Origin of the sequence: Mycetohabitans sp. B3 (genome assembly GCF_021498065.1) — a bacterium.
In the GTDB taxonomy this organism is placed as follows: domain Bacteria; phylum Pseudomonadota; class Gammaproteobacteria; order Burkholderiales; family Burkholderiaceae; genus Mycetohabitans.
Genome location: NZ_JAHLKN010000026.1, coordinates 105,616 through 118,902, shown reverse-complemented (window position 1 = coordinate 118,902; position 13,287 = coordinate 105,616). Strand labels below are relative to the sequence as shown.

At 55.0% G+C, this 13,287-nt stretch carries 4 protein-coding genes and 2 pseudogenes; 3 read left to right on the top strand and 3 right to left on the bottom strand.

The genetic code is table 11. The annotated features are described in order from the left end of the window. Window positions 1–299: 299 nt before the first annotated feature. Window positions 300–1,334, bottom strand: a complete 1,035-nt coding sequence (locus tag KQH55_RS07170; RefSeq protein ID WP_235090474.1) for an IS481 family transposase — start codon at window positions 1,332–1,334, stop codon at window positions 300–302. A 39-nt stretch (window positions 1,335–1,373) separates the two neighbouring features. After that, a pseudogene (locus KQH55_RS07165) lies at window positions 1,374–1,554 on the bottom strand (transposase); the annotation flags it as partial. A 149-nt stretch (window positions 1,555–1,703) separates the two neighbouring features. Here KQH55_RS07165 and KQH55_RS07160 point away from each other — a divergent pair. Continuing rightward, window positions 1,704–1,962: pseudogene (locus tag KQH55_RS07160) on the top strand (catechol 1,2-dioxygenase); the annotation flags it as partial. A 313-nt stretch (window positions 1,963–2,275) separates the two neighbouring features. Continuing rightward, window positions 2,276–3,142 carry a class I SAM-dependent methyltransferase gene (locus tag KQH55_RS07155; RefSeq protein WP_235090495.1) on the top strand — a complete coding sequence of 289 codons (867 nt, stop codon included), beginning with the start codon at window positions 2,276–2,278 and terminating at the stop codon, window positions 3,140–3,142. Between the two features lie 200 nt (window positions 3,143–3,342). Here KQH55_RS07155 and fabD read toward each other — a convergent pair whose 3' ends face one another. After that, window positions 3,343–5,340: an ACP S-malonyltransferase gene (fabD, locus tag KQH55_RS07150; RefSeq protein WP_235090494.1), complete on the bottom strand. Its 1,998-nt coding sequence runs from the start codon at window positions 5,338–5,340 to the stop codon at window positions 3,343–3,345. Between the two features lie 725 nt (window positions 5,341–6,065). On the opposite strand from fabD, the gene KQH55_RS07145 reads away from it, so the two are divergent. Beyond that, window positions 6,066–13,148, top strand: coding sequence for a beta-ketoacyl synthase N-terminal-like domain-containing protein (locus KQH55_RS07145; protein ID WP_235090493.1), 7,083 nt, complete (start codon window positions 6,066–6,068; stop codon window positions 13,146–13,148). Window positions 13,149–13,287 lie beyond the last annotated feature (139 nt).

Genomic DNA, 13,287 nt, shown 5'->3' with positions numbered 1-13,287 from the left:
AATATGAGGTGACGCTGCATATGGTGGCGAAAATATCCTCTTTGCTGTTGGAGGATTGCGATTTCAATTTCCGTTTGGATTGGCGGTATTGCTAGTTGTTTGCATAGCTTGAAAGTTAAACCTTTCGACAATTCATACCTTAAAGCGCGGAAGAGTTTCAAAAAGAGAGATGGTGCCCAGAAGAACGAGTTGGGATAAAAGATCTACGGTTCAATCTGCAGTTGCATCTGCAGGAGAGGAAGTAGGTCAGTGATCATGAAGCGGTGTATGCGTCAAGTGTGCGATTCACAGACATCGTTTCACTTTTTAGAGGGCCGTTTTCGTGACGTGTTGGAACTTGTATCTCCTATCTGAGCCACGAGTTCCAACACGCTCCGGTGATGTTTAGCAAGGGTCTTGTCGAGCCGCCATTCGCGGTGTTGAACGCGCTCTTTCAGTTCGTCGTAGGCACCAACTACCTCTTCCGAGAGGGGTGTCAGTTCGCCCAGTTCTGCTATGCAATCGACAGGCGTCTTGCCACCGAGTGATCCGTGCGGGCGGCGCCAGTTATAGTCGAACTGCCACTGTTCAATTTGCTCTTCGATCGTGCCTTCGGTCAGGCCATGACGGGGCCAGAATTCGTTCAAGTCAGTGAGTTGCGAACGCTCGACCTTGCCATTGAGGTGTGGCGAACGTGGTGGGATCGGTCGGAATTTGATGCACTCGCTCATCAGGCACCGCTGCACTGATTCGGCGAAGAACTCGCTGCCCCGATCCGTCTGGATACGTTGAATCGGAAACGGCATTTCCTCGATGACGCGATCAAGAAAAAGCAACGTATTACGTGCATTTCTGCGCGAATAGACGGCTAGTACACGCAAGCGAGAACAATCGTCGACGGCGGTGTACTGATAGACGCCCCGTGCGATCTTCATCGTGTCCATCTGGACGCAATCGCCCGGAACTGGACGGCTATAACGTTTGGGCTGCGCTGCTCGCCTGGGTCGAATCAATGGCGTCACACGCGCCTGGCACAAGATCTTGTGAATGGTCGCGAGGGATAGTTCTCTTTGCTCATGCAATCGCAGCTCATTTTGGATCCGCCGCGCGCCTTTGTGCTCGGCACGCAGTCGGAGGATCGTTGCTCGATCGCTCTCAGAAACCTTCTGGTTTGGACTTCGGTGTGGACGGCGGCTTTGGGATTGGAGACCGGCTTCGCCGGCTTGCTGATAGCGGCGTAGCCATTTGCGAAGTGTCGGTCGAGAGATGCCACACCGCGCACACACGAGGCCGGCAACGCCGGCCTCGTGATACATGTGCACCCAACGTAATCGCGCGGCAATCTCTCGGTCCATCGCCTCATTTTAGTTGAAACGATGTCTGTGAATCGCACATTCTTCAAGTTGCTTCAGGCGGCGCAATTTCGATGCTCCGAGGCCCCGTACTCCTGCCGCCAGTTGTAGAACATCGCATCGCTGACGCCCCTCTTGCGGCGCACTTCTGTCACCGGCGTGCCCGACTGCGCTTGCCGCAACGCGAACGTAACCTGACCTTGGTGTACTGGCTCTTCTTTACGGCGTAACCTTCTTCTCGTCAGGGTTGCATCATGCCAGATTTTTATGTTTCTGCATGACCCAGTTTTTTTGAGGGGCAGTGTCCGAGCCAAGTGACCCGCATCGTGATGCACGGACGCGTCGTCGTTGACGGTCGGCAGGTGCCAAATGTTATGGTATGCCAATCATTTGTGCAACAGCTTATCATTCGACAAGTTGCAATCGGTATTCAACTCGGCGGCGTTCGATCGTAACCGGTGCCAATGGCCGCTACAGCTTCCGTAGTGTCGTGCTGAACGGCTACGTTGTGCCGCCGGGCAGTCTGACCGAAAAGCGGCTGGGACAGCTCGGCAGGCATGGATGCGATCTCGCGCATATCCACTTCTTTGTTTCGGCCTTTGGTATGCGCAAGCTGATGATGCAAACCAACGCCGTATCTTTGAAATGATTTTGCGTTAGCGCCGCATAGAACATGCGAGCACGCTGTACGTGAGTTGGGCCGTCCACAACAAATCGGCCACACTCACATAGGCGGTCGGCTTGGGCGAGATCGGACTGCTGGGCAAGTTCGGCACAGAGCAGGCGGGCTATTGAGCGCCTATGCAAACGTCTGCAGTCCAAGCGCGCCACACACGCTTGTTGCCGTGAGCAACTGGCTGCGCAAGCCAAATAATCTAGCTGGAACGTTTTTGCTCATTGGGTTATGATAAGAATTCAATAGTTATGTCAAAAACGAGGTAAAAATGGAAGCTTCATTAGAAAAAGACGTATCGCCGATCAGCCAATGGTATGACATGATGACTCGGATGTTTCCCGATGACCGCCTAACTTTTCTGAACTACGGTTATCTGGACGATCGCAGCAACTTTGACTGGATCAAAGAGGAGGACCTTGAGCAGAAATGTTCGGTTAACTTAATCCGAACCATTTTAGGCGATGCTGATTTGCGTGGTAAAAAGGTCCTTGAAGTGGGTTCTGGGAGAGGAGGAAATTGTTCTTATCTTGCCAGATATGCTGGCGCCGCATCAGTAACCGGGCTGGACTTCTGCCCAGCGCATATTGAGTTTTGCAATCAGGTGCATCGTCTAGACGGGTTGTCTTTTATTGGCGGTGATGCGACGAACTTACCCTTTGCCGATGAAGAATTCGACGTGGTAGTCAACATCGAGTCGTCTCACTGTTATCCAGACATGAATAGGTTTGGTGAAGAAGTGCGACGGGTGCTGAAAAAAGAAGGCTTGTTTTTTTATGCCGATACCATGAAGGGCGACAATCATGATGTGTTGTCCGAGCAGGATAAAATCGGCGTTGATTTTTTCAATAACGTGTTGGGGCAGCATCAGGCAATGATTGCCAACGCCCAATTCGTTGTAGAGGACCATATTGATATTTCTAAAGGAGTGGCTAGGGCTTTTGAAAGCGAGCAAGGTCACCTAAAGCATGTGCTCAAGGCATTGGTGAGTGAAAAGAAGCAGCAGCATGATCTTCTACCGCCCGATGTGTATCATGCATTCGACACTATGTTTCACTTCTTTGACGATAGTGGCCTGAAGGCTTATAAAAATGGTCACCTAGCGTACAAATTTTGGCGTCTTAAAAAAGCTGCGTAATGTTTTAAGTCTGAGCTTAGACAATTCTTACGGCATTGGGTGTGCGCTGGCCCTGTAAATTTCAGCCCACATGATTCACCATGCTTGTGATGGCGCGGTTCAAATAATTGCGCAGCGCCATTATTGTTTTCCTCACTGTAAAAAGACAACCGTAGGGACACGCCGCGATTAAAGCGGCGTGTGCAACCAGCGGCTTTGTTTTAGACAGTAGTCTCCGCGGCTCGGATACTGTTGATTAATTTAGTCAACACATTCCCTGGCCCGAGTTCTTCGAACTCGCACTCCCCTTGGCGAATCAAATACTGAACGGTATCAACCCACCGCACGGATCCGCAGATCTGTCGGGTGAGGTTGTCAATCAGTTCATTATCTCGGTAGGGAGCAGCATGAATATTGGATATCACGGGTATTTGCAGCGGAGAATAGCTAAACTGCTTCAGATATTCGCTAAACTCCTCCATCGCGCCTTGCATATAACGGGAATGAAACGGAGCGCTGACTGACAACGGAATAACTGTAATTTTCAACGCCTGGAAGATCTCTTTGGCTTGGCTAAGGGCTTCAACGGGGCCGGCAAGGACAACTTGGGTCGGCGAGTTGTAGTTGGCCACATCCAGAGCATTCAAACCATGCTGAGATAGTAGCGAATTGATTTCTGTTGGAGAGGGACCGATGACCGCGGCCATGCTCCCGCCGGTGGCGCGCGCCATCAATTCGCCACGTTTCTTGACCAGTTTCAGGCCAGTTTCGAACGAGAAGGCCCCAGCGGCAAATAATGCGCAGTACTCGCCTAAGCTATGGCCGGCAAGGTAATCTGGTTGACGAGGATGTTGTTGCTGCTTGCTTAGGAACGCTAGGGCGCTGACAGTGTAAAGCGCTGGCTGCGTATATTGAGTATGGGACAGCTGGCGATCTGGGTCTTCCAAACAAAGTGTTCTTAGCGAATAGCCAAGGATTTCATCGGCCTGGGCAACGTGATCGGGAAACTGCTCGAACAGTTCCGCTCCCATGCCGACGCGTTGCGATCCCTGGCCAGGAAAGACGTAGACGCGCTTCGGGCTAGTCGCTGACCGCGTCGACGGCTGCTGTGCCACGTGGGCTGGTTGCTGAACTTGCTGCGACGCAGGCCGCGCAAATGGCTGCATTTGTTGGGGCGTTTGTGGTGCTGGTGCAGTCGCACTTGCTGGTAGCGGTTGTAGCGTGCGCCCGAGCGCCAGCGTTTCATCAAACTTTTCAAGGTCACGGCCGAACGGGCTGAGCACAGCAAAAGTCTGTGGCGCCTGACGGTCACGGATATTTTGTTTGATTAGGTTGGCTAGCGTGCCACTGGGGCCGAGATCCAAGTAGATCATTGACTCACCGCGCTCGGCGGCTTCTCGCTCGATCCGCGCCAGTGTTTGAGAAAAGTGAATCGGTTCTCGGATGGTCCGCCAAAAGTGATCGGTCGTGAGTTGATCCAAGGTCTCGGTGTTGTGGCAGGAGATCACCGGGATCTGCGTGCGCCGTAAGCGCAGTTCACTGGCTAGCGCATCGACCTCCGGTTTAAGGAAATCGATATGGCGGGAATGGAAAGCCTGTTTGACTGGCAGGCGTTGGAACACGATATCTTGACTGCTGAGGTAGCGTTCAGCGTCTGCAATCCGCGCGGATTGACCGGCGATGACGATCAGCGATTTAGCGTTATAGGCTGCAATATCGCAATGATCATGAAGTAGCGGCGTTTGATGGTAGAGCGACTCATCGCAGAGAATCGCCAGCATCGCACCTTCAGTGGCCGAAGTTTGACGACGGTGAAATAGCTGGCCCTGGCGGGTCACGAAACGAATCGCGTCGGACAATGGCAGTGCATCGGCGAGGGCGGCGGCGGCCAGTTCTCCGAGACTGGTGCCCAGTAGGTAGTCAGGCTTGATCTGCTGCTCGATCAGCGTTTTGCCAAGTGCGTACTCCACCATGAAGATGGCTGGATGGCTAATGCGAAGATCATCGAACGTCTTAGAACGTGCGTTATTAGCATCGTAAATTTCGGCAATTAGTGAATGCCCGAGCTCGACGCGAATGAGCGCATCAAGTTCGTTCATCCAGCGGTGGAACACCAAATTGTTTTGATAGAGCTCCCGTCCCATCTGGTAGAACTGGCAACCTTGGCCTGGAAACATAAAAACAACGGAAGTTTTCTGTCCTTCGCAGAGGTACGGCATATATTTGTCCTAGGATGTGGAGGGTGCAGAGAACGATATTCTAGCCAAAACTCATTTTGCGGTCCTGCACAATTTGCATGCCGTGTGTACATTCGTCGCTGCAAACCATTGCTGGCCTACACGTTGAGCTTTGTGTCTCGCCAGCTCGTGCTCGGCACTCACTTGACGCAACGCGCGATGTTTCCAAGAAAACGGCGGCCTTCTGCGATGCGCACGATTGTTGGCAACGCGTGTCACAGTGTCGCGCTATTGGCGTGTAAACCGTATTGGGGTATCTAAGAAGTATACCGATGTGGTTGTCGTGGCGATACGATCGTTCATACCGCGCGACCGTAAACGATGTTATGTAAAGCGTTAGTGTGAGCGTTGCCGAATACGATGGTGCTACATACGGGAAATCGTAGTCGGCGATGAGGAGCGAGTTCACGCACTGCTGGGAACAGGTGCTATCGCTTGACTTTGCCGACATAGTCAGTGCCGCGCATACGCAGCGCTTACGACTCGAAGTCAGGTGTGATGCGGTCGGGCTTATACACTATTTACCGTAAATGAGCAAAACTTCTATCGAAGTTCGATCAACCTTTTTCTAAACGACAATTTATTTAAGTATTGAATTATCTGGGCGTGTCAACGGCGTATCGTTGTTCTTTCAAAAAACCATTGAACCAATATGGCTTTTCGGCTATGTTTTCGCTAACAAATAAACCCTTGCTATGGAAATTTTGATGATGGTCACTTTTACCGATCATCTGTTTTTTCTTTCTATCGTTCTTAGTCTCGAAAGTCGTCGGCTGGTCTCCCGTCGTGGGATCGGCCAACCGTTTGAATTTGAACAATTTGTTCCGACGACGTCCGTCAATGTTGGCCCATTACGGGTTGCGTTTGATGGCCTCAAGGCGTTTGGCTGGCTGAGCCAGTCAAACGACGACGAGTATTTTTTTCTCAATCGGGCGTATGCTGCCCAAGCCCTGCCGGACCGGATCGATGAACTTTTTGCGTGGCTAGCGCCTGAGCGTGAACCCGTCAAAGAAGATTTATCGCAGCTGTCGTGCTGGCTGTCGCTGTCGGCGTTGGACTGGAATTTGCAGTGCCCTGCACTGATTCGCAGCCTCGACGATTTGTTGGCGTTGGCGCTATTGCGTCGGATGGCATTGAGCGACGCGATTGATCACAGCACCGGACGGGTGGCACCACAGCATATTGACAGCGGCCGAATCAGCCCAAAGTTGGTGCATCAGCTGACTGATTTCATGCTCGCCCGACAATGGATGCAAAGCGGCGGTGAGCAGGGGCTGACGCTCAACCCAACGCGGCGGCAGCGACTGTCTGAGTGGTTGAGTGAGCCGTTTCTTGCTTACTGCGCCAGCTTACCTTCGACTCTCGATGATGTCTTGTTTGGCAAGGGGGAGCGATGGGCGGCAGCATCGCGGTGGCTAAAGGAGGCGGGCGAGCGGCAAATTTGGCGCGGCGACCTGCCAGCGCTTGAACAGCTGTTGAGCACGATCTTCGATGAGCAGCCGTTGGCTACGCAACCAGACTGGATCGTTGAATTCGGCCGCCGTTCCAATCGTTCACTGGATGACGTGTGGCAATGGATTCGCCAGCATACTGCCCGAGGCAAGGTGCTGGATAGCTTGCCACTACGGTTGCTAATGCTGGATGACGCCGTGTGGGGCGATCTGGCTGCGCTTAGACGACGCCTTGAAGACGCTGGAGTCGGGGCGAGTGAGCGAGTGCTGTGGCTAGGTGTTGGCCAGCAAAATCTCGAAGAACCGGGGACTACGCCGGTGCCGCCGTCGCAACGGGTGCCACAACGCTTTTACATTCGCTCCAACGGCTTGGCGGCGGATGGCGCTAGTGTGATGGGCGGCCTGCAAGCCCAATTTGACTGTTTGGCTGCTTTAGCGAGCAGCCATTTGGTAGTCCTTAGCGAAAGCCACTGGCGCCCTGGTGGCGCCCTGGCCGATCGCTTTGCTTACCATTACGGTGTTGAAGCGGCCCACTACTTGATGGCGTTGGCTGGTGCCGGGTTGTTTGCGAATCCAGGAATGTTGCACAAGTTGCCTCGGGATCGGGCCGACTGCGATGCGACCCTGGGTTGCTACCAGACCAGAGAATATCGTATTCGTTATGCGACCGTCGATGACCTGCCTGCACTGTTGAGGCTGGAAAAGGCTTGTTGGCCGGAAGGCGCAAGGGTTGACGAGCCGATCCTGCGTCGCCGGCTGAATCAATGGTCAGCTGGACAGTTAGCGCTGGAGCTCGATGGCGAGGTCGTTGGCGTAATCTATTCACAGCGGATCACGAAAATCGATGGTCTTTTCGGCGTCAATTTCGCGACCGTTGATCAGCTTTATCATACCGAAGGCAGCATAGTCCAGATCCAAAGCCTAAACATCTTGCCAGCTCATCAGTACAGCGGGTACGGCGATCAGTTGCTGGAGTTCATGCTGCAATACTGCACTGTGCTCAACGGTGTGGATACCGTGGTGGGTGTGACCCGCTGCAAGGACTATCCGAAGCATCGGCCCATTCCTTTGGGTGACTATATTCACAGTCGTGATGAGCGAGGCGTCCTGCTCGATCCGGTACTGCGTTTTCACGAGCTTCACGGCGCACGGATCGAGCGGCTGGTGGCAGGTTATCGTCCGGCTGATCACGACAACTCGGGTTACGGCGTGCTGGTGCATTACGATCTGGCTAGCCGCCAGCGTCAAGCGCTACAGCTGACCACAGCGCCGGTGGCGTTGCCGACGGTATCCATCGATGACGCCGTGCGTCACGGCGTCAACCGGTGCTTGGGTCAACCGGAAGACAGTCGGCTGTCGCCGCGCCACAGCTTGATGGAGCTGGGACTCGACTCAGCTGATCTTCTCGCGCTGGGTGAACAACTGGGACCGATGTTTGGGCTCACGCTGGAGCCGACATTTTTCTTCCGCCATAACAGCATCGACAAGATAGTTGCGGCACTAAAAGAGCGTTTGGAAGGGCCGGCGCCGTCATCGAGTGGCAGCAACGTACTCCACCCCAAACCCACCAACACGTCACCGCAAAAAACGCCATCCACGTCAATCGAAGACCACGATGACTTTGCGATCATCGGCATCAGCGGTTGTTTCCCCGGCGGGGAACTGGAGGATTTTTGGGCGGCGGTACGCAGCGGCGTCAGTCAGATACGTGAGGCGCCGGCCGGGCGCGCCAATGCAGGCTCTCTAGGCGGCTATATCGACGATATTGATTGCTTTGATCACTCATTTTTTGGCGTGTCGGCGGCGGAAGCGGCGCTAATGGACCCCCAGCAGCGGCTGCTATTGCAACATGCTTGGCTGGCGCTTGAAGATGCCGGCATTCCAGCGGCGCAGCTAGCCCGTAGCGCCACCGGTGTATTTATTGCTGCCGCACCGAGTGAATATCGCGGCGTCGTTGAAATCCCCAAAGATAGCCCGTTCCTGCTGACGTCTTCGTCTGCGTGCATGTATGCGAACCGGGTTTCTTACCTCCTAGATCTATGCGGACCGAGCGAATATTGCAACACGGCCTGTTCATCGGCATTGGTGGCGTTACATCGAGCGATGCAGGCGATCAGGGCCGGCGAGTGTCGGCAAGCGCTGATTGGCGCAGTCAACCTATTGTTGTCGCCTGACGAAACGGTAGGGTATCGGTTGATGGATTTCCTCAGCGCGCATGGTCAAACGCGCTCATTCCAAGCGGGAGCCGATGGCTATGTGCGTTCTGAAGGCGTTGGCGTACTGTTGCTCAAGCCATTGGCAGACGCTGAGCGGGATGGCGATCACATCTATTTAAAGCTCAAGGGTAGCGGCGTTTGCCACGGCGGGAGAGGGGCTTCGCTGACCGCGCCCAATCAAGACAGCATGAAAGCGGCAATCGTTGCCGCCTATCGCAGAGCCAACGTGGAGCCGAACAGCGTCAGTTACGTGGAAGCGCACGGCGTCGGCTCGTTGCTCGGCGATGCAATAGAGATCGCCGCTATCCAGGCAGCCCGGGCGGAGTTGAGCGACGACGACCACGATGTTCCTTGGACAGTGAGTACTTTGAAGCCGGTGATCGGTCATTGTGAACTGGCTTTTGGCATGGCGGCGTTGTTCAAAGTGATCGATGCTGTGGCGCAGCGGCAGTTACCAGGGATTCCGGGATATACACAACTGAATCCCGCGATCACGCTGGATCCGCGCCAATTGCGGCTGCAGGCCGACAGCCACCCATGGCCAGCGCTAAAGGACGCGAACGGCGTGGCGTTGCCGCGGCGAGCGAGTATCAATAGTTACGGCTTCGGCGGCGTCAATGCCCACTTAGTCGTGGAGGAGTACATTGCACCGCAGCGTACGATACAGGATGACGTCGGGCCTCAGTTAATCCTGTTGTCGTCACGTGATGCGGCGCAGTTGGCCGAGCAGGCGGCGCGGCTAAGCCGCTATATTGTCCAACGGCCCAATCTGTGCTTGGCTGACATCGCTTATACATTGCAAGTGGGTCGCACCGCGATGGCATGCCGCTGGACGTGCGTGGTTGACAGCATTGCGTCGCTACAACAGCAGCTCGACGCACTCAATCGTGCGCCGATGAATGCAATCACGATGCTCGATGCGGACACGGTGGCGATCGATCCGTTGCAAGCTGGAATCGGCGACGAGGTGGACCGAGCCTTGGCCCGTTGCGATTTGCAAGTGCTGGCCGGTTACTGGCGGCAAGGCGTTGAGCTAGACTGGCTCAAGTTGTCGCGTCCCGGTGAGGTGCGGCGCATCCGTCTGCCCGGCTATGTCTTTGCCAAGGTGCGTCATTGGCTGCCGCCGCGGCAGGCTGTTGCAGCTTGTCAGAAAAGCGAAGGTGTGGCGCAACCGCAAGGCTTTCGGCAAATACTGGCTGAGCTACTCGGATGCGAGCCAGCCGCGCTTGAAGGCGGTGAATCGCGTAGCCTGGCCAGCCTTGGCCTCAACTCGCTGGCCGCAGTCGGTCTTAAAGCCAAACTGGAGCAGCAATTGCAGCTATCGGTATCGTTAGCGCAATTGAGCCCCTATCTAAGCCTTGGTGAGGTGGAAACCCATCTGGCAGCACTAGCGGGACAGGGTGACAATCATCCGGTGCCTCAGTTGCAAACGGCACCCACCGATCAGTGGCAGCCTTTTGCACTCAACGATATCCAACAATCTTTTCTGTCAGGGCGCAAGCTACTGGCCGAGACTGAGCGGGTAGGCTGCCATATCTATTTGGAATTCGACTGGCCGGATCTCGAAGTCTACAGGCTTAACCAGGCTTGGAATCGCTTGATGAGCCGACATGAAATGTTGCGAGTCAAGCTGCTCGATGATGGTCGCCAGCAAATCCGCGAATCGGCTTCTTATCGCATCAAAGCACGGGATTTGCGACGAATCGACACGGCCGGCCGCGAGTTGGCGTTGGCAGCCATTCGTGCGTCGATGTCTCACAACGTCTACCTACCGGGGCAGGAGCCGCTTTTTGAGATCCGCGTTTCGCTGCTGGATCAACAGCGCAGCCGGGTACACTTGAGTATCGACGAGTTAGTGGTGGACGCCACTTCTTTGGACTTACTGTTGCAACAGTGGTTGATGCTTTATCGGGACCCCGCTGCGCAGCTGCCAGATCACGGCTTGTCGTTCCGGGACTACCAGTTGTCGCTGGAAGCTTTCAAACAGTCTCCACGCTACCAGCGTGATTTGCAATACTGGGTTGACAAGCTGGCGCAGATGCCGCCAGGCTTGTGCTTGCCCAAGGCACAGCGGCCAGCTGGCCGTCAGCGAAGACGACTGGCCTCGACGCTGGAGCCAAGCCGCTGGCTGCGATTGAAACAGCAGAGCGATGCTTTGCAAATCTCAGGTACAGCATTGCTGCTGACCTTGTTCGGCTTAACGCTTAGGCAGGCCAATGCGGGCAAAGCATTTTCGTTGATCTCCACATTCTATAACCGGTTCCCTATACATCCAGCGGTGGATTATTTGGTTGGACCGTTCATCTCGACCCATTTTTTTGCCTTTGCCGGCGCGGCGGAAGAAACCCTGGCTGAATTGGCGCAGCGGGTTCAGCGCCAATTGCTCGAGGACATTGACCATATCAGCGTTAGCGGTGTTGCCGCGTTGCGGGAAGCCCGGCGCCGCAGTGGCAAACAGCTGCATTTTAGCGGCGGTGAAGTGGTATTTACGTCGATGCTCAACAACCCAGTGATTGGAAGCGCGGACAGTTTTGGTGACGCACAGCACTACTGTGTCACACAAACGCCGCAGATCAACCTCGATCATCAACTGCGAGAGCGTGGTGGTGCACTGAGTTTTAGCTGGGATGTCGCCATCGACTGCTATCCGGACGGCATGATTGACCAGCTGTTTTCTGACTACTGCCATTTGCTGCACAAGTTGGCAGACGACGATGTCGACTGGCAAGCTGTAAAAACGGGTGAGTTGGTGGGGCAACTAGCGGTCGCTGAGCACCTTTTACCTGTTCCTACCACCGGGCATACGGGGCCCTTTATTTTGGCGCCGGGCGAGCCGCCGAAAACGCCGTTTGCGTTGACTGATCAACAGCAGGCGTATGCGTTTAGCCGCTCGCTTTATCCCAAGCAAAGCAGCTCGCACCTCTATATGGCAGTGGCTATAGAGGATATTGAAATCAGTCGGTTGGAGCAGGCTTGGCGGCAATTGGTAGTTCACCATCCGATGCTGCGCGCCCGGATTCTGCCCAGCGGAACCCAGCAGCTCATGGAAGCGGCGCCACCACTGCAACTCGAACTGAGCGAGCAAGGCGTCGATGTGGCTCAGATCGCCGATGAGATGCTCGGTCGGGTAACAGCGCTGGGGGATTGGCCCTACGCCGAATTGCGAGTCAGCCCGCTGGACGGGCGGCGCAGCCTGGTGCATTTAGCGGTGGACCTGCTGATTGCCGACCTTCCCAGTCGGGATCTGTTGATTCGCCAGTTGCTGGACCTCTACTACGGTCGTCCGCCGGCACCGTTGTCAATTAATTTTGGTGGTTATATTAAAGCGCTTGGACAATACAGGCGTTCGCCAGCAGCGCAAAACGCCGCTGCGTATTGGCAAGAAAAATTCCGTCTGCTGCCGCAGGGGCCGGTGGTGAACGACAAGCATGCCCAGGGTCGGTATCTAGGCTACGAGCACCGCCTTGATTGCTGGCCGGCGCTACGTCACCGCATCGCGCAGGCTGGCATTTCAGCGGACGCGCTACTGATTTCTGCCTATGCATGGAGTATTGCCGAGCATAGCAGCAAGCAGGCTTTTACTTTGGTGGCGCCAGGCTGGCACAGGCCTGCGGTACACGCTGAGATCAACGCGCTGGTCGGTGACTTCACGACTTTGAGTTGGATCGACTTTAACGACGAACCGATGACTTTCATTGAGCGGGTTCGGCGTTGTGAACGGATCTTCACTGAAGATCAACGCCACGGCGCAATCAGCGGCTTGCAGGCGCTGCGTAAGGTGGCAACGGATAAGCACCGACCGCGGAAGCTGAATTTTCCGGTAGTTTTTACCCGGCTCAGTCCGCAAGGGCCATTGGAGCTACCAGCCGGAACGAGGTTGGCCAAGAGCGCGAGTCGCACGCATGGGGTGGCGTTGGACAATCTCAGCATTGAGCATCAAGACGTGTTGTTGATCCACTGGGATCTCGCGGCCGACTGCTTAGCGCCAGCAAAGGTCGAGGCGATGTTTGCTGACTACTGCCGGTTGCTCGCGGCGTTGGCCGATGACGATAGCCTGTGGACGGTACAGGAGCCTCAACTGGCGACAACGCTAGCTGCAGGTGAACAGCCAGTCATGATTTGAATCGCACCGCCACTCTACATTTAGATACGGACTCAAGTCGCAGCTGAAGTTGCCCTAGTTTGGCTGCAAGGGCGTGAAGTGACAGACACGGCTTGACGAATGACAGCTAGCAGAGCAACCAGCGGCATCGCCCGGACAT

Coding starts and splice junctions, on each gene's coding strand:
- KQH55_RS07155 (WP_235090495.1), top strand. CDS start 2,276: ATGGAAGCTTCATTAGAAAAAGACGTATCGCCGATCAGCCAATGGTAT.
- KQH55_RS07170 (WP_235090474.1), bottom strand. CDS start 1,334: ATGGACCGAGAGATTGCCGCGCGATTACGTTGGGTGCACATGTATCAC.
- fabD (WP_235090494.1), bottom strand. CDS start 5,340: ATGCCGTACCTCTGCGAAGGACAGAAAACTTCCGTTGTTTTTATGTTT.
- KQH55_RS07145 (WP_235090493.1), top strand. CDS start 6,066: ATGATGGTCACTTTTACCGATCATCTGTTTTTTCTTTCTATCGTTCTT.